We start from the raw sequence: 26158 nt of genomic DNA on the forward strand, positions 1-26158 counted from the left end.
GCCGACGCCTGCTGTGTTCAACTTCGCTTCCCAAGATAGTCCCCGCCAAAATTTAGTGGGGACTACTTTGCGACTGGCTCCGTTCAGTGTCTAGACGGCGCTGGTTTGACGCTTACTCATCAAGCGCCTGTTCATCGTTTTGCTCGCTGGATGGTAACTGGTCCGTCAGGGGAAGCAGGGTTCGCATGAGATCCTCCGGTGCCTGTACACATGACATTCGTATTTTCCGATATCGATACCTGGCCGCTTCGGGTGCGACAGCGCAGTAAATGGCCGGTTTCTATCCAGAATTGAGCCTGGTGTAACAGGCCGGGTTATTGCGTGATTATTCCTCCAACAAGTCATTGTCGCCAATCGGCGCGGCGTTTGAACGATCATCAATAACAAATCTGGCGATGCGAATCGCTCTGTCTCTTGCCTCACTGACCGTGCCGTGCGATGGCTCGGTGGTAAAGCATGGTTCTATTACCGACTTGCCGACACGACTTATTTGAATGGAGGCGTGCCATTTTGGGGTCTTCCGTTCGCCGTTCGAGTGCAGGGTGACTGCAATATCGTAACCTCGGTATGTGCCCAGTCGGTCCATCGCTCCTCTCCTTGTAGAATGAACATCGTACAGGATGCGCTACTTTGCACCGTCCATGCAGATACGTCACCGAAAAGAAGGTCCCGGTTCCATGCGTCGCAGCAGTTCGGGCAGCTTGATGCGAACCGGTGAAGGAGCACGGCTACTATAGGCCGGTGCGCGTTTCACTCGTGTTGGACGGGGCCGCCTGTACCGCTCCACTTAATGGGCCAACACGACCGGCAGTGTCATCGACCGGAGGACCGTAGCGGTAACCCCGCCAAGTAGGGACTCTCGCAATGGCGATCGGCCGTAGCCGCCCATGACCAGCAGGCCGGCATCCTCGTCGTCCGCAGCGGACAGCAGGGCCGTTCCGACAGCCACTTCGTCCGGGCGGTCGAGGGCTCGTGCGGAAATGCCGGTGCGGGTGGCAGAATGGGGAACGACGAGCAGCGGCCTTCCGGACTCCTGGCCCGGCTGGCTGATCACGACCAGATCCGCATAGCGCGCATGCAGTGCAATGCCGGAGGCGTCGTCGTCGATGACGCGTTCCTCTGCCGTTAGCATGCCCCGCTCGGACACGATCTGCGCGAAGTGCTGAAGGGAGTCCGCGGCATTGGCGCGCATCGCCGTACAGAAATCCGCCAGTGGCGTGCCTTCCCGCACGATGACGTCGGGCGGAATGAAGCGGGATATGCCGGTTGGCGCGCAGCCGGTCAGGTGAGCGTCGAAATTGAGCGCCAGGGCGGCGGCTACGTGGAAGCGCTGTTGCGCCCCCGGGCCGCCATCGACATGCGCGAGGATGGTTTTGTATGACATCGCTTGCCTCGGATTCAGTTCATACCATGAAGGTAGGCCAGCGGCTGTGGCCTGTCCACGGTGAATATGCCAATAGCAGCTCTGACTCAGGGCAATTTGATCTTGGTCAAATTTTTTGTTTCGTCTTTGGTTAGTCTTGGGCTTACATCAAGAATTTCAAAGGAAGCCCAATGAGTGTCCGTCATCTGGACCATTTTTTCACGGCAGGCTCTGTCGCCGTGGTCGGAGCATCCTCACGCCAGGGCAGCGTCGGGGCGACCGTCCTGGCGAACTTGCTGGCCGGAGGCTTCCAGGGGCCGCTCTGGCCGGTCAATCCGACATACCGGCAGCTGGAAGGCTTGGAGGTTTACCCGGACATTGATGCGTTGCCGGCTTGTCCGGGCCTGGCCGTGATCTGCACACCCGCTGCAACCCTGCCGGACATTATCGCCCGGCTCGGACGACTCGGCTGCAAGGCGGCGGTCGTGCTCAGCGCAGGACTTGACGCTCCCGGACCGGACGGGCGCAGCCTGCGCCTGGCCATGCTGGAGGCGGCAAAGCCCTTCCTGCTGCGTATCCTTGGTCCAAATTGTGTCGGGCTCCTGGTACCGGCGCTGGGACTGAACGCGAGCTTTGCGCCGGTGGCCGCGCTGCCCGGAAGGCTGGCTTTCGTCGCGCAGTCCGGTGCGCTGGTGACCACGGTGCTGGACTGGGCACGCACCCGGCGTATCGGTTTTTCCTGTTTCGTGTCGCTCGGGGACGGCAGCGACGTCGATTTCGGCGACTTGCTCGACTACCTTGCGGGCGACCCGGGCACCGATGCCATCCTGCTGTACGTGGAAAGCGTGCGCCAGGCACGCAAGTTCATGTCTGCCGCCCGTCGCGCCGCACGGGCCAAGCCGACCGTGGTCGTAAAGGCGGGCCGCGTGCGCGAGGCCGCGCATGCGGCCTTCAGCCATACCGGCGCGCTGGCCGGTTCCGACATCGTATACGACGCTGCACTGCGCCGCGCGGGCATGCTGCGGGTGTATACGACCGCTGAACTGTTCGATGCCGTGGCTATCCTGGCGCAAGCGCGCCGCCCGCCCGGGGATCGCCTGGCGATTCTGACCAATGGCGGCGGCCCCGGGGTGATGGCGACCGACGCCCTGGTCGCCGGCGGCGGTGTGCTGGCGCCGCTGTCCGGGGCGACGCTCGAGCGCCTGTCGCAGGGCCTGCCCGCCACCTGGTCACATGCCAACCCGGTCGACATCATCGGCGACGCCCCGGTGGAGCGCTACCGGCTGGCGCTGGAGGCCGTGCTGGACGATCCCGGCGTCGACGCGGTATTGCTGATCCATGCACCCACCGCCATCGTCCCGAGCGCCGACATCGCGCGTGCGCTGCTGCCGCTGATGCGGGCCAGCCGCCGCCCGGTGCTGTGCTGCTGGCTGGGCGGGGACAGCGTTGCCCAGGCGCGCAGCCTGTGCCTGGATGCCGGCTTGCCGGTGTTCGATACGCCAGAAGAGGCTGTGCGCGGATTCCAGCAACTGGTCGATTACGGCCGCAACCAGCGCCTGCTGGACCAGGTGCCGCCGGCGGGCGTGCTACCGGTCCCCGACCGTGCGGCCGCTCGCGCGCTGGTCGCAAGTCTGCTCGCCAGAGGCTCGAGCGCGGTGGGCGAGGCGGACGCGAAAACGATCCTTGGTGCGTATGGCATTCCGGTGGTGCGTACCGCCATCGTGCGCGACAGGGAGGCGGCGATCGCGGAGGCGCGGCGCATCGGCTACCCGGTCGCCCTGAAGGTCCTTTCGCCCGACATCGTCCACAAGAGCGATGTCGGGGGCGTGGCACTCGACCTGGCAGACGAGGCCGCGCTTGGTGCAGCGCTCGATGCCATGCTTGCGCGCGTACGCAGCTTGCTCCCACAGGCGCGGCTGGACGGTTTCACCGTGCAGGAGATGGCGCGCCGCCCGCAGGCGCAAGAGCTGATCTTGGGCGTCGCCACCGACCCGGTGTTCGGGCCGGTCATCCTGTTCGGCCAGGGCGGAATCGCGGTCGAGGTCATGGACGATCGTTCGGTTGCGTTGCCGCCCTTGAACCGCGTGCTGGCCGCCGACCTGGTGGGACGCACTCGCGCGGCGCGCCTGCTGGCCGGATTCCGCGACCGACCGCGCGCCGACCTCGAGGCGCTCTACGATGTCCTGGTGCGGGTAGGCCAGCTGGCCATCGACCTGCCCGAACTGTCGGAACTCGACATCAACCCGCTGCTTGCCGACAGCGCCGGCGTTGTCGCCCTCGATGCCCGCATGCGCCTGGCGCCGGTGGCGCCGGGAACCGATCCGCTGGCGCGCCTGGCGATCTTGCCTTATCCAGACGCGCTCGAACGGCAGGTCGAGAGCGCGCTCGGTGCGCTGGTCCTGCGTCCGATCCGGCCCGAGGACGCGCGCGCGCACCAGGATTTCTTTCATGCGCTTACTCCGGAAGCCGTTCATTTCCGCATGTTCGGCATGATGCGCGAGCTGACACCGTCCCAGCTGGCGCGCTTCACCCAGATCGACTACTCGCGCGAGATGGCTTTCATCGCCACCCGCAAGGCGGCCGCGGGAGAAGAAACCCTCGGGGTGGCCCGCGTGAGCATCGATCCGGATAACACCGTCGGCGAATTCGCGATCGTGGTGCGCTCCGACCTTGCGGGGCACGGCCTGGGTCGCATGCTCATGGAATGTCTGCTCGACTACTGCCGTGGGCGCGGCTTGCCATTGCTGAGCGGTGTCGCGCTCGGCGACAACGCGCGCATGCACGCCTTGGCCCGCGCCTGCGGTTTCGCGCTGGCGCCGAACCCCGACGGCACTGTCGAGATGACGCTTACCCTGTCGCCAGCGCGGAGCACCTGATGGGCCTCCGGCATCCGCTCAACGCTCCAGTACGTAGCTGCCTGGCGCCGGCGCCAGTCCGGCGACCGGCTCCGGCGGCGACCGCATCGAATTGGACCGGCCGGCGAGCCACTGTTCCCAGGCTGGCCACCAACTGCCTTCGCGTACGTCGACCAGGCGCTCCCAGCTGTCCGGATCGACGTAGGACGCATCGTGGGCATGCGTCGCCATCTGGTAGCTGCGGCGCGGGGTGCCGGGCGGCGACACCACTCCGGCGTTGTGGCCACCGGATGTCAGCAGGAAGGTAACCTCGGTGTCGGTCGAGGGCATGATTTTGTACACCGAGCGCCATGGGGCTACATGGTCGGTGCGGGTGCCGACCGCAAAGACCGGAACGCGGATGTCGTTCAGAGAGACGGGACGTCCATCGACCAGGTAGCGCGCGCTGGCGAGGCTGTTCCCGAGAAAAAGCTTGCGCAGGTAGTCCGAATGCATGCGGTAAGGCATTCGGGTGGTATCGGCATTCCAGGATGCCAGATCGTTGTCCTTGTCTGGAATGTCGAGCAGGTAGTGGCGAAGGCGGCGCGACCAGACCAGGTCGTTCGAGCGCAGCAGCTGGAAAGCGCCTGCCATCTGGTGCGCGTCGAGATAACCCCGCTCCCACATCGCAGCTTCCAAAAATTCGACCTCGCTGTGATCGATGAACAAGGACAATTCTCCAGGCTCGGTGAAATCGACCTGGGCAGCCAGCAGGCTGATGCTTTCCAGGCGCGCATCGCCATCGCGCGCCATGGCCGCCGCCGCGATCGCGAGTAGCGTGCCGCCCAGGCAATAGCCGCAGGCATTCAGGCTGGGCGCGCCGGTCTGCCCGGCGATCGCGTCGATGGCGGCCATGACCCCAAGGCGACGGTAGTCTTCCAGGGACAGGTCGCGGTCTTCCGGCCCCGGGTTCTTCCAGGAGATCATGTACACCGTATGCCCATGTTCGACCAGGTAGCGCACCAGCGAGTTCTCTGGCGACAGGTCGAGGATGTAGTACTTCATGATCCAGGCCGGCACGAACAGCAGCGGCAGCGCGTGGACGGTCGGCGACGCCGGATCGTAGCGCAGCAGCTCGATGAGGCGGTTGGACATGACGACCTGTCCGGGCGTGAGTGCGACGTCGGTACCGGGCAGGTAAGCCAGGGGCGGCCTGGTTTCGGCAAGCGCATGCTGCGCATCGGAGGCGGCGCGCTGCATGCCGTGCAGGAGATTGCGTCCACCGGTGGCTGCCGTGGCCTGCTGGGCGGCGGGATTCGTGGCGATAAAATTCGATGGCGCCAGCGCATCGAGCAGCTGGCGTGCGACAAAGCTCACGACGTCGGTGTGGTGGGGGGCGACGCCGCTAACGCCACAGGTGGCGCGATGCCACCACTGCTGCGTCAGCAGGAAGCCCTGGCTGGCCACGTTCCACGGCCATGCGTGCCAGGCGGGATCGGAAAAACGCTTGTCCTGGGCGAGTGGCTCCAGTGGTTCCGACGCGGGGCCGCAGGCCGCGGCCAGGGCGTAGTCCAGCCAGCGCCGGGTGCTGGCCTGCGCCAGCAGGGCCAGCTCGGTCTGCTTGTCAGGCGACAGGGCCAGGTGGCTGGCCCAGTCCTGCCAGGCCAGTGCCAGGGCGGCCGGCGAGACATGTGCGGTGAAACGGCCGAGCCAGGCGTGCAGAGCCAGGTCGGCCGAGTACGGTTGCGCCTTCGACCCGTCCGGGGGCGCATGCCGGCCACCCTGCCATGTGCTCCCTTCGCGCCGCAGTTCGCTCGGGGGGATGTCTCTTGGCGCGGCTCGCATGGCTCAGTGCGCAATAAGCAAGGGAATGGCGGCGCGCTCCAGCAATTCGCGCGTCACACCTCCCAGTACCCATTCGCGGTAGCGGCTGTGGCCATAGGCGCCCGTTACCATCAGCCCCGCGCCGCTTTCGCGAGCCAGAGCCAGCAGCGCCTCGCCTTCGGTCGAGGTGGCGCCCTCAGCCATATCCCGGATGGCAAAACCTCAAACGCGCGACGCTCGTTCCGTGCGTTCACTCACGTCCAGTCCAATCCCGCGGTAACCGGCAAAACCGCTGGCCGCGTCGAACATGGGTTCGCCGCTGACTTGAAGTGTTTGAACTCGGCCGTCCGGCAAGGTACGGCTGTAAATCAAGTCGAGGAATGCTTGCCGGTTCGCGATCTTGGCATCCAGGACCGCCCGCTCATGCACGTTCCAGCCCGCCCTGGCTATTTCCTCGGCTGTGGCACCGTTGCCGATCCCGAGCATCTCTTCCACTGGCCCGGAGAATTGCGTCAACTTTCCTTCGGCGTCCTGCTCCCAATACCAGTCGGACGAGAGCTCGGTAAAGCGCTGGAAACGCGCTTCACTTTGCCGCAACTCGGCGGTGCGCTCGAGTACGGTCTGTTCGAGCAGACGGTTCTGATCATTGAGTCTGCGGTACAGGAGGCGCACTTCCAGCATGTTGTGGATACGCGTCTGTACTTCGACGAAGTCAAACGGCTTGCTGACGAAGTCTTTTGCGCCGGCCTTCAGGGCACGCAATTTATGCGCAGGCTGCGCGGTAATGACCAGTACCGGAAGATAGCTGCCAGCCTCGACCTGCTTGAGTGCTTCGATGACTTCGAATCCATCCATGTCGGGCATCTGCAGGTCGAGCAGGATCAGGTCAAAGCTGTGCGCTTTGTGCAGGCTGCAGACGGTTCGCGGGTCCTGGGTGGTCGTGATGCACTGATAGCCCTCGTTGCGCAGCATTTGCTCGAGCAGCATGACGTTCGCTTCCTGATCGTCCACGATCAGGATGCTTGCGTTCAGTATTTCAATGGATTCAAGCATGGCAGTTCCCTGTGTTGTGGATTGGCGCGTCGTTCGTGGTGGAGCCCGCTGGCGCGACGCCGCGCTGGGTGGCGGCGTGCAGCAGGGCGAGGTCGAGGGCATCCATGAATTCATGGACCCGGATCGGCTTGGTCAGGTAACGGAAGAAACCTGCTTCCAGTCCTTTTTCGATATCTCGCGGAATCGCATTCGCCGACAGCGCCAGCACCGGAATATGAGCGGTGACGCGGTCTTCGCGCAGGCGCTTGAGCGCTCCGTAGCCGCTCATGCCGGGCAGGTTGATGTCCATCAGGATGACGTCGGGCAGGTAGGCGTGCGCCAGGTCGATTCCGAGATCGGCATCGATTGCGGTGAGCAGTTTCAGGTCGCCCCGGCGGGCGATCAGCTGCTCGACGAGCGCAAGATTGGCCGGATTATCCTCGACATACAGCAAGGTCGGCTGTTCGTCCAGTGCGTGCGGGGGGCGCTGCCGGCGTCCGAGGGATTCCTCATCGATGTCGTCCAGCATCAGGGCAGGAGGCAGCGACGCCGCGAATTCCACCCAGAACACCGTGCCTTGACCAACCACGCTGTCCACGCCGATCTCGCCTCCCATGAGCTCGACCAGCTGCTTGGTGACCACGAGCCCGATGCCAGTGCCTTCTTCGACGCTGTCGTGCTGGCCCAGGCGGTTGAACGGCTGGAACAGTTGCGCAAGCTGATCAGCGCACAAGCCGGCGCCGGTATCCCCGACGCTGAGGCGCACGCGATCGTGGCCGCTGCTGGCGCACTGCACGGTCACGCTGCCGCCGGTGCCGTTATATTTGATCGCGTTCGAGAGCAGGTTGATCATGACCTGCTTGATGCGGGTACGATCCGCATGCACGTAAAACACCTTGCCGCGTTCCGGGAAGCTCATCGCAATGCCGCGCTTGCTCGCCTGTGGTTCGATCATGCCCTTGCAGTCCTGCAGAACATCATTGATCGACATCGATTCCTGCGACATCGTCACCTTGCCTGCCTCGATCATCGACAGGTCAAGGATCTCGTTAATCAGGCGCAGCAGGTACCAGCCGCCCTTGAGGATCTGGTCGATGGAGCGCTGCTGGCGCGGATGCGGGGGAGGAAGCTCCGATTCCATCAGCTGGGCGAACCCCAGCACCGCGTTCAGCGGTGTGCGCAGCTCATGGCTCATGCTCGACAAAAACTCGGACTTGGCACGGTTCGCTTTTTCGGCGGCTTCCCTGGCTGCGTCGAGCGCGATATTCGTCTCCTGCAAGGCATGTTCAAAATGCTTGCGCTCCGTGACATCGCGCGCCGCGGCGAAGACTCCCCGCAACTTGCGGTCGCGATCGTTGAATGTCGTTGCATTGAACGACACCACCGTTTCCTTGCCGTCGCGTGCGAGCACCGTTAACTCATAATTCGTGACCTTGCCCTCATGGAGGACCCGGGCGATGGCGTCTTCGGCACGCCGTGGCTCCGTGAAGCAGCTCTTGAAGGGCGCACCAATCAGCTCGTCGCGGGTGCGGCCGGTCAGCATCTCGGTCTGCTGGTTGACGTCGCTGATCACGCCGCGCGGGTCGGTCGTGATCAGCGGGTCGATGTTCGATTCGATCAGCGAGCGCGTATAGAACTGCTGGTCGCGCAGGCGCTCGTCCAACAGCGCCTGTTCGGCCTCCACCTGCTTGCGTGCGGTGTTGTCGGTCCCGATCAGCAGGAAACCGATCACGTCGTTGTCGGTGCCGCGCAGGGCTGTGACCGACACCAGTGCCGGAAAGCGGGTGCCGTCGGCCCGGATGTAGGTCAGCTCGTAGATGTCCTCGATGTTGCGCAGCGCCTTGTAGACGAGGGTGTCAAAGCCGGGGCTGATCGTGGCGCGGAACTCGGTACTCAGGGATGCTGCGCGGTCGACCAGCTCCTGTGCGTCCGAGATGCTCGCCGGCGTCAGCTTGTTGATCACATCCCCGGGAGCGTAGCCGAGCATGCGTTGCGCGCCGACGTTGAAGATCTGGATCACGCCGTCGGCATCGGTGGCGATGCTCGAAAAATTGACGCTGTTGAAGATGGCGTCCTGCAGCGCGCTGGCTTTCAGCAATGGCGCGGCCTGCATTCTTGCCTGCAGCGCGCTGCGCTGGCGCGACTGCAGCCTGGCGAGCAGGAGCAGCGCGCCCAGGAAGCACAGCAGCAAGCCCAGGCTCGCCACGATGCGCACGGCAATCGACAAGCTTTCCGCCTCCTGCAGGGCGAATGCGCTTACAAGGAGCAGTGCAGCGAGCGTCGCGGCGAAGCCGGCCGCCATCAGGCGCTCGACGGAAAAATAGTGGGTGTTTGGCATATTGCTGGTCTGGTGGTGGAAGAGTGAAAGGCCGGCCAGCCAGGCATGGCAGGCCGGCACGCTCAGGCGCGCAGTGCAGGACGCACAGCGCCCTGGCGCTGGCGCACGTCCGAGAGCAGGCGTCCGAACTCCTTCTTGACCACGTCATAGCATTCGCACACATCCTGTTCGAGGCCAGCCCGGTCGAGCACGGTGATGTGGCCGCGCCGGTAACTGATATGGCCGCGCCCCTGCAGCCTGCCGGCCGCCTCGGTGACGCCTTCGCGGCGCACGCCGAGCATGTTCGAGATCAGTTCCTGCGTCATCGTGAGCTCGTTGGACGACAGCCGGTCGAGCGTGAGCAGCAGCCAGCGGCACAGTTGCTGTTCCACCGTGTGGTGCCGGTTGCATACCGCTGTTTGCGACATATGGGTGAGCAGGGCCTGGGTGTAGCGCAACAACAGCCGCATCACCGGGCCGGCACGGTTGAATTCTTCCATCAGGATCGCGACCGGCAGCCGATAGCCGAAGCCGCCGGTCTGGATCACGGCGCGGCTCGGCGTCGTGCTGCCGCCCATGAACAGCGCGACGCCCAGCAAGCCTTCATTGCCGACGCCGGCGATCTCGGATGAGCCGCCGTTTTCCAGCAGGTAGTGAATGGAGATGATGGCGGTCGTCGGGAAGTAGACGTAATCCAGCTTGGCGCCGGACTGGCACAGCACGTCGCCGAGCAGGAGCGGGACACACTGGAGATGGGGAGATAGACGGTCGAACTCGGCGTCGAGCAGGGCGGCAAGGAGGTGATTCTGGTTCGGATCTTGTATGGGGGGCACGCGGCGTGGTTTCTCGGGGAAGGAAGAATGGAAAGGGCAGGGTAGCACGCGCTTGTGATAAAACCTACAACTATCTTTCCTTGAAACAAACAGATGTCTAAGCGTGGTACCGAACTGAGCCAGCTTGATCGGGAAGCCATAGTGCAGAACGAAGCGGCGCCTGCATCATTGCCCCGTTCCAGCATTCCCACTTTGCATGAGTCCCATGTTTAGCCAAGAAATGCTCATAAGAAAGTAAGTGTATGCCCCCTCCCTTCGCCTGCTTGAACCCCATGTCTTCCCCCACCGTCGCGCTGGCAGCGTCCAGCATCGTAACGCTCGCATGGGCCTTTCAGCAGCAGGGTTGGTCATTCTGCATTCCTGGTGTCGTGTTTGCCGTCCGCAAAGTTGCCAAGCTCCGCTGGAAGGATGTCGCGGGCATCGCGAATTATTTTTAACTATGTACGGTAAGCGACGGATCAGTCGCCAGGGAAAGCGGATAAGGGTTTCAGCAGAGCTGAGTCCGCAGCCGGAACAAGAAAACTGAATCGATCTCCGACCATTTTGCACCCTCATTCCACATTGTCATCACCAGAAAGAAAACACCATGAACATGCCACTTGCCAATACCTCGACACCGCGCGTCCATCCCATTCTGATCATCGCCAGCGCCAGCCTCGTGCTGCTCTGCTTGACCGGAACCGCCGCCCTCATGGGATGGCTGCCAGACTCGACCGGGGCAGACGCCGCCGAAGGGGTGACGCTGGCCTCGTATGCGCCGTCGGCGGTCGCAACGGTGCCGGCACGCCCCGCCGCCGCCCTTGCACGCCAGGTTCGTAGTGAACCAGTGCGCCGGACTCCCGCGCCGGTTTGCCAGACCTGCGGGGTAGTGGAGTCGGTCCGCGAAGTCGCCGTTCGCGGCAATGGCAGCGGGCTCGGCGCGGCAGGCGGCGCGGTGGTGGGCGGCTTACTGGGCAACCAGGTCGGTGGTGGCCACGGAAAGCAGGCGATGACCGTGGTCGGTGCGATCGGCGGAGCCCTGGCCGGGAACCAGATCGAGAAACAGGCAAGGGCGACCCGCAGCTATGAGACCACGGTGCGCATGGACAGCGGATCGCGCCGGACCATGACGCAGGCGACGCAGCCGGCATGGCATGACGGGGATCAGGTCAAGATCGTCGATGGCGTGCTCAGGATGAATGGCTAAGCCATATGGCAAGCCGCTCCGTATCCCCACTTCGAGCCTGCCCATGAAGGCGAATACAGCCTGCTTCGGCATCTTGCGCACCCTTGCCGTGTGCCTGCTCCTATCCTCGCTGGCGGGGTGCGCCGGATTGCCGTCGCTACAGGATCGGCCGTACTCCACAGCCGACCTCGACGCGGGGACTTCCCGGCTCGGACGGGCACTCTCGGCCGGGAGCGTGGCACACCCGGGCAAGTCCGGCGTCCACGCGCTCACCGATGGCCGCAACGCATTTGCAGCCCGCGTGCTCCTGGCACAGGCGGCCGAGCGCACCCTGGATGTCCAGTATTACATCTGGCACAAGGACATGACCGGCACCTTGCTGTTCGCTGCCCTGCGCGAAGCCGCCGATCGTGGGGTCAGGGTCAGGTTGCTCCTCGACGACCAGGGCACATCGGGGCTCGACACCTTGCTTTCGGCGCTAGACGCGCATCCGGCAATCGAGGTTCGCCTGTTCAATCCATTTGTCGTGCGAAATATGCGCGTCCTTGCTTACATGAGCGACTTCAGCCGGGCCAACCGCCGGATGCACAACAAGTCCTTTATCGTGGATAACCAGGTTGCGATCGTCGGTGGCAGGAACGTCGGCGATGCCTATTTCGGCGCCGCCGACGATGTCCTTTTTGCAGATCTCGATGTCATGGCGATTGGTCCGGTGGTGAACGATGTGTCGAAGGACTTCGACCGCTACTGGAACAGCAATTCTTCGTACCCGGTCAGTGGATTGCTGCCCATCGCCGACGCGCTTGAATTGGAGGCGCTGTCGGCGGCGGCTTTACGTATCGAGGCCAGTGCGGCGGCTGTGGCTTACGTCCGTGCCCGGCGTGCTTCGGCTTTTGCGGATGACCTCCTGGGCGGCAGGCTCGTATTCGAATGGGCGATCACGCGCCTGGTCAGCGACGATCCTGCCAAGGGACTCGGGCTGGCCGAAACCCGGACCCTGGTCGTCAACAAGCTGAAGAAAAGAATGGGCGAACCCCTGTCGGAACTGAATGTGGTCTCTCCTTACTTTGTCCCCACGGCAGCCGGCGTCGATGCACTCGTGGAGCTGGCCCGGAACGGCGTCAAGGTCAAGCTGCTGACCAATTCCCTGGAAGCGACCGACGTCGCTGCCGTACACGCAGGTTATGCAAAGCATCGGGCCTCGCTGCTGGAAGCCGGGGTATCGCTCTTCGAGTTTCGGCGCCAGTCGCAAGCATCCGCGCGAAGGCGAGTTCTTGGCCTGAAAGGCAGTTCGGCGTCGAGCCTGCACAGCAAAACCTTCTCGGTCGATCGCGCACGGGTGTTCGTCGGCTCCTTCAATTTCGACCCGCGCTCCGCCAGGCTCAACACTGAAATGGGTTTTGTTATCGAAAGCCCGGCACTGGCAACCCGCATTTTCGCCGCACTCACTGAACGGATGCCCGAGGAAGCCTATGAGGTGCGCCTGGGGCCAGGCCGGCAGTTGTATTGGCTGGAGCGTCATGGAAAAGCGGTTGTGCGACATGACGTCGAGCCTGGCACCAGTTTGCACGAGCGTATCGCGGTGTTGATTATGTCAATATTGCCAATCGAGTGGTTGTTGTGATGTCGATTCACAGCGTGCTTGATTTATGCGATTGGTCGAAACCGGGACTCGCGGAACGTGGGCGAATCGCCACTTTGCGCCCGCCTGGCGGGCGCTCCGCGTGCGCAGCTCGCCTAGCGGCCACTAATCAAGCGTCGAGCCTCTTTGGGTTTGCAGGACAGGCGCGCCCAAGATAGCTGCCTGAAAGGTAAAACTTGCAAAGGCGCTGCCGCTGATATCGCGCGTTTGCCCGCCGGCCGCCAAAGTCATCTGACCTCGCTGTTCGATGAGCTTGATTTCATGGTCTTGGCACTTATCTTCATGTGCTGTTCCTGCAGCAGCCGCCATGCGGCAGGAATCACGAACAGCGAAAGCAAGGGTGCTGTGACCATCCCGCCGACCATTGGTGCCGCAATGCGCTGCATGACCTCGGAGCCGGCCGCGCTTCCGAACATAATGGGCAGCAGCCCGGCCACGATGACTGCAACCGTCATTGCCTTGGGGCGCACCCGCAGGAGGGCACCTTCTGTAATTGCTTCTAATACCAGTTCGCTAGTCAATGCGCGCCCGGCATCAAGCCGGCTCTGTAGCGCATTACGCAGATAAACCTGCATGACGACACCGAACTCTGCCGCCAGCCCTGCAAGCGCAATGAACCCTACCGCTGTTGCGACCGATACCGCATGACCAAGCAGCCAGACCAGCCAGAATCCGCCCACGAGTGCGAATGGCACCGTGGCCATCAGCAGTATCGCTTCCGCCATGGAACGGAAGGCCAGGTAAAGCAGCAGGAAGATGACAAGCAAGGTAAGTGGGACAACGGTCATCAGGCGATCGGACGCGCGCTCGAGGTATTCGAACTGCCCCGACCAGCCGATCGCATACCCGGGGGGCAGCTTGACGTTGCCGCGGACACGCTCCTGCATCGCACGAACCGCTGTGAGAAGGTCGGTGCCGCGAACATCGACATATACCCAGCCGGACAGGCGTGCATTCTCGCTTCGGAGCATCGTGGGACCGTCCATCACGACAATCGTCGTTACGTCCCCAAGCAGGATCTGTGCGCCTCGGGCGGTGACGACCGGTAGTTCGCGCAGGGCCTGCACCGAATCGCGGTAGTCCTGCGGGTAGCGCACGTTGATCGGAAAGCGCTGCCGCCCGTCGACCACTTCCCCCACGTTGTCGCCACCGATCGCCGTCGACACCACCGTCTGGATGTCGGCCACGCCCATGCCATAGCGGGCGGCGCGCTGCCGGTCGATGCTGATATCAATGTAGCGGCCGCCGCTGAGCCGCTCGGCGAGTGCGGAACTGACGCCCGGCACCGTCTTGACCGCCGCTTCGATGGCGGTCGTCAGCTTGTCGATCTGGCCCAGGTCTGGCCCGGAAACCTTGATGCCGACGGGCGTCTTGATACCGGTAGAGAGCATATCGATGCGGTTGCGGATCGGCGGCACCCAGATGTTCGACAGTCCCGGCACCCTGACGACGCGGTCAAGTTCCTCCACCAGTTTTTCCGTGGTCATGCCGGGCCGCCACTGGTCCTTCGGCTTGAACTGGATCGTGGTCTCGAACATCTCCATCGGCGCCGGGTCGGTCGCGGTCTCCGCGCGGCCCGCCTTGCCGAAGACGGTCGCCACCTCGGGCACGGTCTTGATCAGGCGGTCGGTCTGCTGCAGCAGTTCGCCGGCCTTCGCGGCGGACAGGCCGGGCAGGGCCGACGGCATGTAGAGCAGGTCGCCCTCGTTCAGGGGCGGCAGGAACTCGCCACCCAGCCGCGAGATGGGAAAGGCCGTCAGCACGAGCGCGATCGCGGCGATGCCCAGGGTGGTTTTCGGATGCCGGAGACTGGCGTCGAGCAGCGGGCGGTAAGCCTTGATGAGCAGGCGGTTGACCGGGTTGGCCGATTCCTTCGGAATCCTGCCCCGGACGAGATAACCCATCAGCACGGGCACCAGGGTGATGGCCAGCCCGGCCGCCGCCGCAAGCGTATACGTCTTGGTGTAGGCGAGAGGGGCGAACAGCTTGCCTTCCTGGGCTTCGAGTGCGAACACCGGGATGAAGGACAGGGTCACGATCAGCAGCGAAAAGAACAGTGCCGGTCCGACTTCGACCGAAGCCCGGGCGACGATCTCCCAGCGGGTCCTGGCGTCGGGCGTGAGCGCCGGGTTGGCGTCGGCATGGGCCTCGAGGTGCTTGTGGACGTTCTCGACCAGGACGAGCGCGGCATCGGTGGCGGCGCCCACGGCAATCGCGATACCCCCGAGCGACATGATATTCGCGTTGACGTCCTGGTAGCGCATGACGATGAATGCGGCCAGCACGCACAGCGGCAGGGTGAGCACGGCCACCAGCGCGCTGCGCACGTGGAACAGGAAGACCGCGCACACGATGGCGACGACGACGAACTCTTCGACCAGCTTGCTTCCCAGGTTCGCGACCGATGCCGAGATCAGCGTCGAGCGGTCATAGGTCGTGACGATCTCGACACCTTTCGGCAGCGCGTGCTTGAGCGTTTCGAGCCGGGCCTTGACCGCCGCAATGGTGTCGAGCGCGTTCTTTCCGGACCGCATGACGACCACGCCGCCTGCGACCTCTCCCTGTCCATTGAGCTCGGCGATGCCGCGTCGCATTTCCGGCCCCAGGCGTACCGAGGCGACGTCGCGCAGCAGGACCGGTGTGCCGGCCTCGCTCGCGTTCAGGACGATGTTGCGGAAGTCCTCCAGGGAGCGCAGGTAGCCGTGCGAGCGCACCATGTATTCGGTCTCCGCGATCTCGACGACCGATCCGCCCGACTCCTGGTTGGCCTGCGCGAGCGCATCGAGCACCCGGGTGTGGGACATGCCGAACGCGCGCAGTCTGTCCGGATCGAGGACGATCTGGTACTGCCGGACCATGCCACCGATGCTGGCGACTTCGGCGACGTCGCGCACCGTCTTGAGCTCGAATTTCAGGAACCAGTCGTTCAGGGCGCGCAGCTGGCTGAGGTCGTGTCGGCCGCTCCGGTCGACCAGGGCATACTCGTAGACCCAGCCCACACCGGTGCCGTCGGGGCCGAGCTCCGCCCTTACACCCTCCGGAAGGCGGTTCTGCACCTGGTTGACGTATTCGCTCACGCGCGAACGTGCCCAGTACAGGTCGGTCGCGTCATCGAACAGCACGTAGACGAAGGAGTCGCCGAAGAAGGAATAGCCGCGCACGGAGGTCGCACCGGGCACCGACAGCAGGGCGGTGGTCAAGGGATACGTGACCTGGTCTTCGACCAGTTGCGGCGCCTTGCCGGGATACTGGGCGCGAATGATGACCTGGGTGTCGGAAAGGTCGGGCAGGGCGTCGAGCGAGGTCGTGCGCAGCGAATGGACGCCCCATGCCGCCAGCAGGCCGGCCGCAAGCAAGACCCAGACCCGGGCGGCGATCGCGGCGCGGATGATGCGCGCGATCATCGCTTGCCACCATTGGCTAGTATGACCCGCTTGAGCATGTAGCCGTCGGGGCCCTCGACAAAGTCGAATTCGACGGTCTGGCCGGCCTTGATCTCCTTGAACGCAGCAGGCGTGGGCTTCATGAAATCCATTGTCATGGACGGCCATTGCAATGTGGCGACCGGCCCGTGGATCAGCGTGATGGCATCGTCCGAAACCTGCTCCACCTTGCCGACGGCCGTATGCACTGTTGCCGCTGCCTTGCCCGGCTTGTCCGGCTGCGCGGACGCCTCGCCCGAGAACTTGGGCAGGACCGACTTCAGGCTGGCTTCCGAATCGATCAGGAACTGGCCGGAGGCGACGATTTTCTGGCCTTCCTCGAGGCCGCTCAGGATTTCGGTGGCTTCTCCGATCTCGCGGCCGGTGGTGACCACTGCCGGCCGCAGGCTGTCGCCCTGTGCCACCAGCACGACAGAGCGTGTGCCCGACGCGATCACTGCTTCGGTCGGCACCATCAGGCGGGGCTTCGCCGCCGCAGCGCTCAGCCGGACGCGCATCAACATGCCAGGCATCAGCGCTGCGTCACGGTTGTCCAGTTCGATACGGGCCTGGGCGGTCCGGGTAGCGGGATTCAAGCCTGGGAGGATTTCCCGCACTTTCCCTTCGTAGGTGTGCCGGGCGCCGCCGTCAGCCGTGGCACTCACACGCATGCCCGTCCGGGCAGAGCCGATCAGGGCTTCCGGCAATTCGGCAAGCAGCCAGACAGTTTGCATGCCGACCACCTTTGCGACCGTCATGCCCGGCGTGACCTGGGCACCCTCACGCACCCCGAGCTCGCTCACGATTCCGGAAACCGGGGAGGTCAGTGTCAGGTGTGTCTGCACACGTCCGCTGCGTTTCAGCTCCGCAACCAGGGAGTCGGGGATCGCGAGCGCGCGCATGCGCTCGCGTGCGGCGGCGGCGAGCGCCGCGTCGCCCCCGCGCCTGAGCGCAAGGTATTCCTCCTGGGGTGCAATCCACTCCGGCGCGAACACCGAGGCCAGGGACTGGCCGCGTTTGACCTGCTGCAGCGGCGCGCGGACGTGGAGCCTGTCGATGTAGCCGGTAGTACGGCTCTGGATGAGCTCCTCGCGGCTGGTATCGAACTGGATGCTTCCCACCAGATCGAGCGAGTCCGCGCGTTCCTCGCGCCGTACCGTGGCGAAGCGGATGCCGAGGTTCTGCTGGAGGGTCGGCGAAATCCTGACCCCGGCCGTGTCGCCCTCGTCGGCATACACCGGGACCAGTTGCATGTCCATGAACGGGCTCTTCCCCGGCTTGTCGAAGCGCTTGCCGGGGACCATGGGGTCGTGCCAATACAGGACGCGCTTGCCCGAGTCCGTCTGGGCGGCGGTGCCTGCAGAGCTGTTCGCGCCCAACCAGTAGCCGCCATAGCCGATCAGGCCGCCCGCAAGGGCGAGGAGGAGAATCTTCGTTGCCAGCGGGCGTTTCATTGGCCGGCCCTCCCGGTACTTGCCATCTCCTGTGGGATCAGACGCAGCTCGAGTTCCGCCCAGATCATCGCCGCCTCCAGCTCGAGCGCATTGACCTGCAGCCTGCGCGCGAGGGCGGCACGCCGGGCCTTGAATACCGCAGTCAGCGTTCCGGCTGCGCCGCGATAGTCGGCCAGCGCAGTCTCGACCTGCTGGGCCGCGGTCGGCAGCAGCTCCTTTTCGAGCCGGGCGATGCGGCGCTTCAGGCTGTCGAGCTGCATCGACCTGGCTTCGATCGACGACCGCGTCTCGACCAGTGCCTCCTCGTACTCAAGCCTTGCCCGTGTACCCAGTGCGGCCTTCCCGGCGATCTCGCGATCCTGGCGCTGCGCCCGATGGACGGTCAGGGGGATGCTGACGCCGAACGAGACCATGTTCGAATACTGACTGCCGCGCTGGGCAAAGCCGGCTTCGAATGACCAGTCGGGCCGGCTCTCGAGTACGGCGGCACTGGCGTCCGCGTCGGCCAGGTCGACGGCACGCCGTGCGCCGAGGACGGCCGGATGCATCTTCTCCAGGTTCGGCAGGGCGAAGCGGGTGAGCGCCGCTTCGAGCTTCGGCGCCTCATCGGACACCCCGCTGGTGTCGGTGCGGGTCCAGCGCCGCAGTTCGATGAGCGCGGTATGCAGATCCTGCTCGGCAGCATCGACGCCGTCGCCGCTGAGCAGCAGTTCGGCCCTTGCTTCCAGCACGTCGCTGGCCGAGGCCCTGGCCCCGCGATGCGCCGCCCGGAGGGCGGAAAGTTCACCTTCCATCTCGCGGTCAATCGACCTGGACAGGCCGAGTGCGCGCTGCTTGTACAGCACGCTCAGCCAGGCTTTCCCGGTCTCGGCCCGGATATTCCCGATCTTGTCGAGATGGGCCGCTTCGGCGGCCTCGACAGAACGTCGTGCCAGCTCCGACCTGGCCTGACGCTTGTCGCGCGAAACCCATTGCTGCTCGATGCCGATCCTGCGCATGGTCATGAAATCGGCATTGGGACGGAAGCGATCCGGGCCGGTGACCGGCAGGTTATCGATGCCCATTTTCAGCATGGGATCGGGTAACTGGTCCGCGCGCGCGGCAGCATGCTCGCTGGCCGTGACGGAGGCACGCGCCGCCTTGGCGGACGCCGAGGCGGACGTTGCGAGCGCCAGGGCTTCGTTCAGCGTGAGCCCATCTGGGGCTGCGCTTGCGCCTCCGGAAACAAACAGCAACAGGGCCACGACCAGCGCGTGGCCAGGGCGTGCGGGCTTGGCCGGCACGTCATGACGTGACATAAAAAAAGAAAACATAGGTCCCTCCGCGAGTGAAAACGAGCGCCGGCAACTAGCCGGACACATGCCAGACGGAAGGTGGTCAGATTCGGATGCGCAGGGTTCGCAGGTAGGGCGGATCGGCATCCGGCTCGGGAAGTTTCCCGGGCCGGGGCAGGGCGATCGCGAGCGCCGCGACGGGAGCGACGATACGAACCAGGCTGGCGGGAGACGGCAGGGTCAGCGCGGGTGCCGGGTTGTGGTGATCGACCGAAGCCTTGGTATCGGCCGAGAACTCGGCGCAATGGACGGGGCGCTCCATGTCCATGCCGGCGCAAGCTTCCCCGTCCATCATCTGCATGGGGACCGGCTTCGCGACAATCTCGGGACACATGTACGATGCCATCGTCATGCCCGACGTCACGAGCGTCATGACGAGGAAAAGCGCAATGCATCTGAACAGTGTCGGGAAGGAGCGTCGCATCGGGTTCGATTGGGTAAGGGCCGTCCATGCCATTCTAGCCATACTGCGGGATGACAGGGCAAGTCGTCATGAAAATGTGTACACGCTGAGTCGGGAGCATGCTACATTGATTATATGTTCGCCAGGCTACGATCATTTTTCTTGTGCCTACTCATCGTCTCCCTGCCTTTGCAGAGCATTGCGGGAGTGGCGAGGGTTGAGTGCGGCATGGCGCATCATCCCCTGAACACCGCCGGCCAGCCCGACGGGATGCAGATGGAAGCGAGGGCGCCCGTCGCGGCGCCCCATAACGGGCACGAGCATGCTGCCGCGCCGCTGCAAAGCGCCGCATCGCCAGACCAGGACTGCGACGACGACGGCTCGCATGCGCGCTCCGGTTGCGGCACCTGCGCAAGTTGCTCCATTGGCGCCTCGGCGCCACCGCCGGTGATGGCCGTGACCGCAGTCGAGGAAGCCGTCAGCAGCGCCCTGCAATTCTCCTCATCCTCACTCACCGGGCATGTTCCCGCCCGGATTGAACGACCTCCCCGCACTGCCGCGTCAATCGCGGCCTGATCCTTTACGGCTGACGCCGGCGATGCGTTCCTGAGTACCGGGAGCGCTACCCATGCCTGCGCACGCTTGCACGAAGCTGCCGGACCAGATGAGCGAGTCGTGTCCTGCAGCTATCCGTTGCGGTCCCATAGTTTGTACAAAAATAAACCCGGAGGGTAGATGTTTCACAAATACGTCCCAAGAACGACAGCCGCGCTTGCAATGCTGGTCATGCAGCAGAGCGCCCATGCACAGCAGCCTGCGACCGGCGAGAACACCCAGGCGGAAGGGATGGAGCGGGTCCAGATCACGGGCAGCCGTATCAACCTGCGACAGGAACAATTGTCCGGCGTCGGTCCGGTTACGGTGATCGACGCGGAAACGATCCAGCGCTCCGGCGCGATTTCGGTCGAGACGCTGCTCCAGCGCCTGCCGTCGTCCGCAGGGACGGCGGGCAACCAGAGCAGTGCCTACTGGACCAGCAACGGCTACGGGACGACGCAGGTCAATCTGCGCGGCCTCGGCATCGACCGCACGCTGGTCCTCCTGAACGGACGCCGCGTCGTGTCGGGCGGGACCGGCGCCAATAGCTCGGTCGACCTGAACATGATCCCGGTCGCGATGATCGAACGGATCGAAGTACTGAAGGATGGGGCATCCGCAATCTATGGCGCCGATGCCGTTGCCGGCGTGGTCAACATCATCACCAAGAAGGCGATCGACGGTGTCGAGGCCTCCGTCCGGTACGGCAAGACGGAGCGCGGCGACGGCGACGAGAAATCCGCGGATCTCGTATGGGGCACGCGGAGCGAGCGTGGATCGCTGATGGCGTCGCTGAACTATTCCGAGAGCGGCGCCGTCAACCTGGCGTCGCGCGCGCCTTGCGCACTGTTCGAGGATGACGGCGAACTGGTCTGCTCCGGCAGTTCGTCCACCATCGGTGGCCGTGCCCGGCTTGCGGACGGTCGTCGAGTCAATTTCAACCAGGATCCAAACGGGAATCCGCGTGGTTTCGAGACCTATAGCGCGGCCAAGCACGCCTACAACGGCAATCCGTTCCTGAACGCGGTCAATCCGATCAAGCGTGTCGGCGTCAGTGCCTTCGGTAATATGCGTCTGACCGACCGGGTGGACATGTTCAGCGAGCTCATGTTCACGAACCGCAAGTCCGAGCAGCTGGCGACGCCAGGCGCAATCGGCCTGTATCGTCCGATCGCGATCGCGGCGAGCCATCCGACCAATCCGACTGGGCAGAATCTGACCCTGGAGCGGCGCCGGGTCGCCGAGGTGGGTCCACGCTACTTTTTCCAGGAAACGAACACCTTCCGGGTCGTCGCCGGCCTGAAAGGCGCACTGGGCGACAAATGGGACTGGTCTGCCTCCCTCAACTGGGGCCGCAATACCGGCGTGGACGGGATGACGAACATCATCAACCTGGACCGCGTCGACGCAACCCTGAACGCTGCGACCTGCGGCAAGACCCCGACTTCGGCTCCTTGCGGTAATTACCTCGGTTACGGGAACCTGAGCCCGGCAGTGCTGGAGTACATCCACTTCACGACACGCGACCATGGCGGCAACGATCAGAAGAGCTTCAACGCGAGCGTCAGTGGGGAGCTGTTCTCGATGCCGGCGGGACCGGTTGGCTTTGCCTCGGGATTCGAGTATCGCCGCGAGAAAGGATGGCGCGACCCGGACAGCCTGATCGTGTCGGGTGCAGCCAATACCAACGCGATGGGCCCGATTGCCGGCGAGTACAGCGCGCGTGAAGTGTTTGCCGAACTGGCCGTCCCCTTGCTGGCCAAGCTGCCGCTGGTCCAGTCGCTGACCATGAATGCGGCCGCCCGCTACTCCGACTACAGTCTGTTCGGTTCGCAGGGAACCTACAAGCTGGGTCTGGACTGGCAGCTCATCCCCGCGCTGAAGATGCGTGCGAACCGGTCGTCCGCCTTCCGTGTCCCGAACGTTCCCGAGCTGTTCGGTGGTGTATCCGAGGGCAACCTGACCACGACCGACCCATGCAACAACTGGAACACGCTCGATCCAAATTCCGCGGTCTACAAGAACTGCCAGGCCTCCGGCGTCCCGGTCGGCTACAGGCAGTTCGGCCCATCGATCCTGACGACCGGCGGCGGCAACCAGAACCTGAAGCCGGAAGAAGCCGATACCTTCACCGTCGGGGTGGTGTGGACGCCGTCCAGGGCGCTGACCCTGACCCTCGACTATTTCAACATCGAGATCGACAATGCCATCGAGACAGTGCCGGGATCGACCAAGCTGTCTGTCTGCTACAACTCGCCTGGACTGTCGCACATCTTCTGCCGCCCTTCGAGCTTCACCCGCGATCCGCGCACTGGCGAGATCAACTTCCTGTCGTCCCAGCCGGAGAACGCTGCCCAACAGAAGGTCGCCGGCCTGGACTTCGGTGCCATGCTTGATTTCAACCTGCTCGGCTGGGCCTCGACCATCACGACTGACGTCTCGCGCCTCAACCGCTACGACGTGACGCCTTTCCCTGGTGGCGAAGTCATCGAGTACGCAGGCAAGATCACCGGCGGCCGCGGCAGCTATGCCAAGTGGCGGTCGACGGCGTCGCTGACGACGTCCAGGGGCCCGTGGTCGGGGTCTTATACGGTCCAGTACATCGGCAAGGCGGACGACATCAATGCCGCGCCGGAAGACATCGGCTCCCGCGCACCGAGTATCTCGTACCACAACGCCAGTGTGAAGTATGCGTTCAACAAGGCGATGGCGCTCTCGTTCGGTGTCGACAACCTGTTCGACAAGCGTCCTCCGTACATCCAGAGCTGGACGGACGGAAACACCGATACGATGACCTACGACCTGCTGGGTCGCCGCTGGCACGTTCGCCTGGGCTACAAGTTCTAGCCTTTCGATGATGCCGGGCGGCCGCGAGCAGGTGTGCTTTGCGCCGGCCGCCCGGCTGACCGGGTAACTTACTGACGACAACAACTATGCAATCAGCTTTCTGGGTGCGGCGCGCCCACAAATGGATCGGACTCGTCATCGGCGTGCAGGCGCTGCTCTGGATGATCAGTGGTCTGTATATGGTCGTCGTGCCGCTGGAGGTCGTCCACGGCGACCACCTTGCCCACGTCCCGACCGAAAGGCTCAACCCGTCCGGGGGCCGTATCAGCCAGGCTCGCCTGCACGAGGCCTACCCGGGCATCACCGCCGTTCGCATGAAAAACCTGCTTGGCAAAGAAGTCTACGAGATCAAGCAGGACAAGCAAACGAGCCTGGTGGACGCCGCCAGCGGAGAAAAGATCAGCCCCCTCGATCGCGACCAGATCGTTGCCCTGGCCGACGCAGCCTACGTGGGCGAGGGCAGTATCAAGGGCGTCGAATGGGTGACGAAGGCGCCCCAGGAAGTCGGGTCACGGCCCGTACCGCTGTGGGCTGTCCATTACGACGAGCCAGGCCTGACGACGCTGTACTTTTCCCCGCATACCGGCGAGCTGGTGGCCCGGCGTCATGAGCTGTGGCGCTGGTTCGATTTCCTGTGGATGTTCCACATCATGGATTACGAGGAGCGCGAGAACGTGAACAATACGCTGCTGCGCACGGCGTCGATCACCGGCCTGCTGTTCGCTCTCAGTGGGGCATGGCTGCTCTTCTACAGCTTCAACCGGAGGAAGCAGGCATGAGCCATTGGATGAGACGCCTGCACAAGTGGGTAGGAGTGATCCTGGCGATCCAGTTCCTGCTGTGGATGTCGAGCGGGGTTGTCATGAGCCTGCTCGACGCGAACAAGGTGCAGGGACGCGAATCCCGCATCAAGCCGCCGGCGCCGCCCACCTGGCCACACGACGTGCTCAGCACGGACGCCGTGCTTGCCGCCAGCCGGGAAAACGTCATGGCGATTGCTTCCGGCTGGCTGCTCGACCGGCCCGTCTATCGTCTGCAGAACGACAAGCGCAGCTGGCTCGTCGGCGCAGCGGACGGGAAGGCGGTGGCGGTGGACGCCAGCCTGGCAAGGGAGATCGCGCGTGCGTCCTATTCCGGCAGCGGGAAAGCCGGAACGCCGCGCCTGCTGAACTTCACGCTCGAGGCCCGCGCCCACAAGGAGCCGGTCTGGCGCGTCGACTTCGACGATGCGGACGAGACCTCCGTCTATGTCTCCAGCCGGTCGGGAGCCGTGCTCGAACACAGGAACAGTACCTGGCGCCTGTTCGACCTGTTCTGGATGCTTCACATCATGGACTACAGCGAGCGGACCAATTTCAACAATCCCCTGCTCGTTGGCAGTGCGATCGGTGGACTGTGGATGGCGCTGACGGGTGTCTGGCTGCTGTTCGTCAGCGTCCGGTTTGCGGAATTCGTTCCCGGCCGCTGGCGCCGGCGCCGTACCGTCAACCTGGTCGACGCACAGGGCGCCACGCAGCGCGCAATCGAGGCCGTCCAGGGCGATACCGTGTTCCAGGCACTGGCACGCTCCGGCCTCCAGCTGCCGTCGAACTGCGGCGGCGGCCAAAGCTGCGGACTGTGCGAAGTCAGATGCGTTGGCAAGGTACCCGAAGCTACGAGCGCCGACCGTGCGCTGCTGTCACCGCAGAAGCTCGAGGCCGGATACAGGTTGGCCTGCAACCTTCCGGTAAAACGCAGTCTCGATGTCGATATCGGAAAAGCCCTGGCGATGCCGGCGGAGCGGCTCGGGATTGTCACCAGCGTGAAGCCGGTGACGCCTTTCCTCAGAGAGATCACGCTACGTCCACTGGGCCTCGTTGAGTGCCGTCCGGGGGCCTACGTACAGATCCACGTGCCTCCCTATGAGCGGGACGCCAGCCATGTGGACGTCCCGGAGCATCATCAGGAGGACTGGCGTGCGATCGGTAGCTTGGCGAGCCTTGCAAACGATGCGCCGGTACGCCGGTCCTACTCGGTATCGGTGCCGGTCGAATGCGCAGGCGGGCAGCTGACTTTCCTGGTTCGCTTCATGCCTGGAGAACGGCCGGGCAGGGGATCGGGCTACATGTACACCCTGAAGGTGGGTGACGAGCTTCGCTTCAGCGGCCCCTTCGGGGACTTCGCACTGAAGCCGGGATCGCGCGAGAAAGTGTTCATCGGCGGCGGCGCCGGGATGGCGCCATTGCGTGCGATGATTCACGAGCTCCTGACAAAAGGCGCGACCGAACCGCTGCACTTCTGGTACGGCGCACGTAGCCGGCGCGATGCTCCTTACGTCGATGAGATGCAGGCGTTCGCATCGAAACACCCGAATTTCCACTGGCACCTGGTACTGTCGGATGAGAAGGCAGAGGACGGCGCAGCTGCGGCACTGGTTCACGAAGCCGCGCTCGAGGGTCTGCTGCGCAGGCATCCGGGCATCGCATCGCTCGAGTTCTACGTCTGCGGCCCTCCGGCGATGCTGTCGAGTACCCGGGCAATGCTGCGCAGTCTCGGGGTCGACGAGGCGAACATCGCCTACGACGATTTCAAGATCTGAACGAAGAAGAGCCCAAGGACTGTCTCTTGCGCTCTTCGCGTCATACCGCCGGCTTACTTCGCCTTCCGCGACGACCAGTGCACGTGAACGATTGCCCAGGTATCGCCCTTCTTTTCAAGGACTGCCGTCCCGGTTCCGAAAGCATGCACCGGTTTCCCCCGCACGGTCCCGGTGGTCTCGGATTCCTCCCACACGACCGCAGTGTTGCCATCGATGCGCTCGGACTGCTTTAGAACTTTCCGGGTCGAGTTCTTTGCGAACTCCATGTCGCCGCCCAAATGATGGTGGGCGTACTCATCGCGTGACCGCTCGACGTAGCCGGATTCATAGATCGCAATGTCGGGCGACAGCAGGCTGAGGGCCTTCGCCTTGTCGCCACTGGCAAGGGCGTCGTGGAAGGCTGCGAGCGTCTCTTTCGGTGACGCTGCCAGGCTTGCCGAAGAGATCGCGAAGAGGGTAGCGCTCAGGACGAGGGCCGGAATGGTTTTGCTTTTCATTATTATTCCTTGGACG

At 64.0% G+C, this 26158-nt stretch carries 20 protein-coding genes; 8 read left to right on the top strand and 12 right to left on the bottom strand.

Annotation, left to right across the window (positions count from 1 at the left end; genetic code table 11):
• Positions 1–325: 325 nt before the first annotated feature.
• On the bottom strand, positions 326–586 hold the full coding sequence (locus tag AC56LK_RS21565) for a DUF6566 family protein (RefSeq protein WP_497186523.1): 261 nt from the start codon (positions 584–586) through the stop codon (positions 326–328).
• Positions 587–787: 201 nt separating this feature from the next.
• The gene (locus tag AC56LK_RS21570; RefSeq protein WP_497186524.1) at positions 788–1384 is read right to left on the bottom strand and encodes a universal stress protein; all 597 of its coding nucleotides are present in this window, start codon (positions 1382–1384) and stop codon (positions 788–790) included.
• Positions 1385–1554: 170 nt separating this feature from the next.
• Between AC56LK_RS21570 and AC56LK_RS21575 the strand changes: the two genes are divergently transcribed.
• Positions 1555–4239: a bifunctional acetate--CoA ligase family protein/GNAT family N-acetyltransferase gene (locus AC56LK_RS21575; RefSeq protein WP_497186525.1), complete on the top strand. Its 2685-nt coding sequence runs from the start codon at positions 1555–1557 to the stop codon at positions 4237–4239.
• Between the two features lie 18 nt (positions 4240–4257).
• On the opposite strand, the gene AC56LK_RS21580 is transcribed toward AC56LK_RS21575, so the two are convergent.
• The 5 genes from AC56LK_RS21580 to AC56LK_RS21600 form a co-directional block, all read right to left on the bottom strand.
• Complete coding sequence (locus tag AC56LK_RS21580; protein WP_497186526.1) at positions 4258–6042, bottom strand: PHA/PHB synthase family protein; 1785 nt, start codon at positions 6040–6042, stop codon at positions 4258–4260.
• Positions 6043–6045: 3 nt separating this feature from the next.
• Positions 6046–6225: a universal stress protein gene (locus tag AC56LK_RS21585; RefSeq protein ID WP_497186527.1), complete on the bottom strand. Its 180-nt coding sequence runs from the start codon at positions 6223–6225 to the stop codon at positions 6046–6048.
• 18 nt (positions 6226–6243) lie between these two features.
• Positions 6244–7074 (bottom strand): response regulator, encoded by an 831-nt coding sequence (locus AC56LK_RS21590; protein WP_497186528.1) that lies wholly within the window; start codon positions 7072–7074, stop codon positions 6244–6246.
• Complete coding sequence (locus tag AC56LK_RS21595; protein WP_497186582.1) at positions 7067–9166, bottom strand: hybrid sensor histidine kinase/response regulator; 2100 nt, start codon at positions 9164–9166, stop codon at positions 7067–7069. The genes AC56LK_RS21590 and AC56LK_RS21595 overlap by 8 nt, the downstream gene beginning before the upstream one ends.
• A gap of 287 nt (positions 9167–9453) precedes the next feature.
• Positions 9454–10203, bottom strand: coding sequence for a Crp/Fnr family transcriptional regulator (locus tag AC56LK_RS21600; RefSeq protein ID WP_497186529.1), 750 nt, complete (start codon positions 10201–10203; stop codon positions 9454–9456).
• A gap of 272 nt (positions 10204–10475) precedes the next feature.
• Here AC56LK_RS21600 and AC56LK_RS21605 point away from each other — a divergent pair, with 272 nt between their 5' ends.
• From AC56LK_RS21605 to AC56LK_RS21615, 3 genes are all read left to right on the top strand, one after another.
• The gene (locus AC56LK_RS21605; RefSeq protein ID WP_497186530.1) at positions 10476–10640 is read left to right on the top strand and encodes a hypothetical protein; all 165 of its coding nucleotides are present in this window, start codon (positions 10476–10478) and stop codon (positions 10638–10640) included.
• 149 nt (positions 10641–10789) lie between these two features.
• A complete protein-coding gene (locus AC56LK_RS21610) occupies positions 10790–11389 on the top strand; it encodes an outer membrane lipoprotein (protein ID WP_497186531.1) in 600 nt (199 codons plus the stop codon).
• Positions 11390–11432: 43 nt separating this feature from the next.
• Positions 11433–12992, top strand: coding sequence for a phospholipase D family protein (locus tag AC56LK_RS21615; protein ID WP_497186532.1), 1560 nt, complete (start codon positions 11433–11435; stop codon positions 12990–12992).
• A gap of 245 nt (positions 12993–13237) precedes the next feature.
• Here AC56LK_RS21615 and AC56LK_RS21620 read toward each other — a convergent pair whose 3' ends face one another.
• The 4 genes from AC56LK_RS21620 to AC56LK_RS21635 form a co-directional block, all read right to left on the bottom strand.
• A complete protein-coding gene (locus AC56LK_RS21620) occupies positions 13238–16414 on the bottom strand; it encodes an efflux RND transporter permease subunit (RefSeq protein WP_497186533.1) in 3177 nt (1058 codons plus the stop codon).
• Positions 16411–17886: an efflux RND transporter periplasmic adaptor subunit gene (locus AC56LK_RS21625; protein WP_497186534.1), complete on the bottom strand. Its 1476-nt coding sequence runs from the start codon at positions 17884–17886 to the stop codon at positions 16411–16413. Before AC56LK_RS21625 ends, AC56LK_RS21620 begins: the two co-directional genes overlap by 4 nt.
• Entirely contained in the window at positions 17883–19199 is a 1317-nt protein-coding gene (locus AC56LK_RS21630) for a TolC family protein (RefSeq protein ID WP_497186535.1), read from the bottom strand. Before AC56LK_RS21630 ends, AC56LK_RS21625 begins: the two co-directional genes overlap by 4 nt.
• Before the next feature lie 64 nt (positions 19200–19263).
• On the bottom strand, positions 19264–19572 hold the full coding sequence (locus AC56LK_RS21635; RefSeq protein WP_497186536.1) for a hypothetical protein: 309 nt from the start codon (positions 19570–19572) through the stop codon (positions 19264–19266).
• 279 nt (positions 19573–19851) lie between these two features.
• On the opposite strand from AC56LK_RS21635, the gene AC56LK_RS21640 reads away from it, so the two are divergent.
• From AC56LK_RS21640 to AC56LK_RS21655, 4 genes are all read left to right on the top strand, one after another.
• Positions 19852–20199, top strand: a complete 348-nt coding sequence (locus AC56LK_RS21640) for a hypothetical protein (RefSeq protein WP_497186537.1) — start codon at positions 19852–19854, stop codon at positions 20197–20199.
• Positions 20200–20400: 201 nt separating this feature from the next.
• The gene (locus AC56LK_RS21645) at positions 20401–23067 is read left to right on the top strand and encodes a TonB-dependent receptor (RefSeq protein ID WP_497186538.1); all 2667 of its coding nucleotides are present in this window, start codon (positions 20401–20403) and stop codon (positions 23065–23067) included.
• A gap of 86 nt (positions 23068–23153) precedes the next feature.
• Positions 23154–23846: a PepSY domain-containing protein gene (locus AC56LK_RS21650; protein WP_497186539.1), complete on the top strand. Its 693-nt coding sequence runs from the start codon at positions 23154–23156 to the stop codon at positions 23844–23846.
• An 8-nt stretch (positions 23847–23854) separates the two neighbouring features.
• Positions 23855–25645, top strand: a complete 1791-nt coding sequence (locus AC56LK_RS21655) for a 2Fe-2S iron-sulfur cluster-binding protein (RefSeq protein WP_497186540.1) — start codon at positions 23855–23857, stop codon at positions 25643–25645.
• A 53-nt stretch (positions 25646–25698) separates the two neighbouring features.
• Here the strand turns inward: AC56LK_RS21655 and AC56LK_RS21660 are convergent, their stop codons facing one another.
• Positions 25699–26142 carry a YybH family protein gene (locus tag AC56LK_RS21660; RefSeq protein WP_497186541.1) on the bottom strand — a complete coding sequence of 148 codons (444 nt, stop codon included), beginning with the start codon at positions 26140–26142 and terminating at the stop codon, positions 25699–25701.
• Between the last annotated feature and the right edge of the window lie 16 nt (positions 26143–26158).

The sequence above is a fragment of the Telluria sp. ZB4P36 genome (assembly GCF_059685865.1).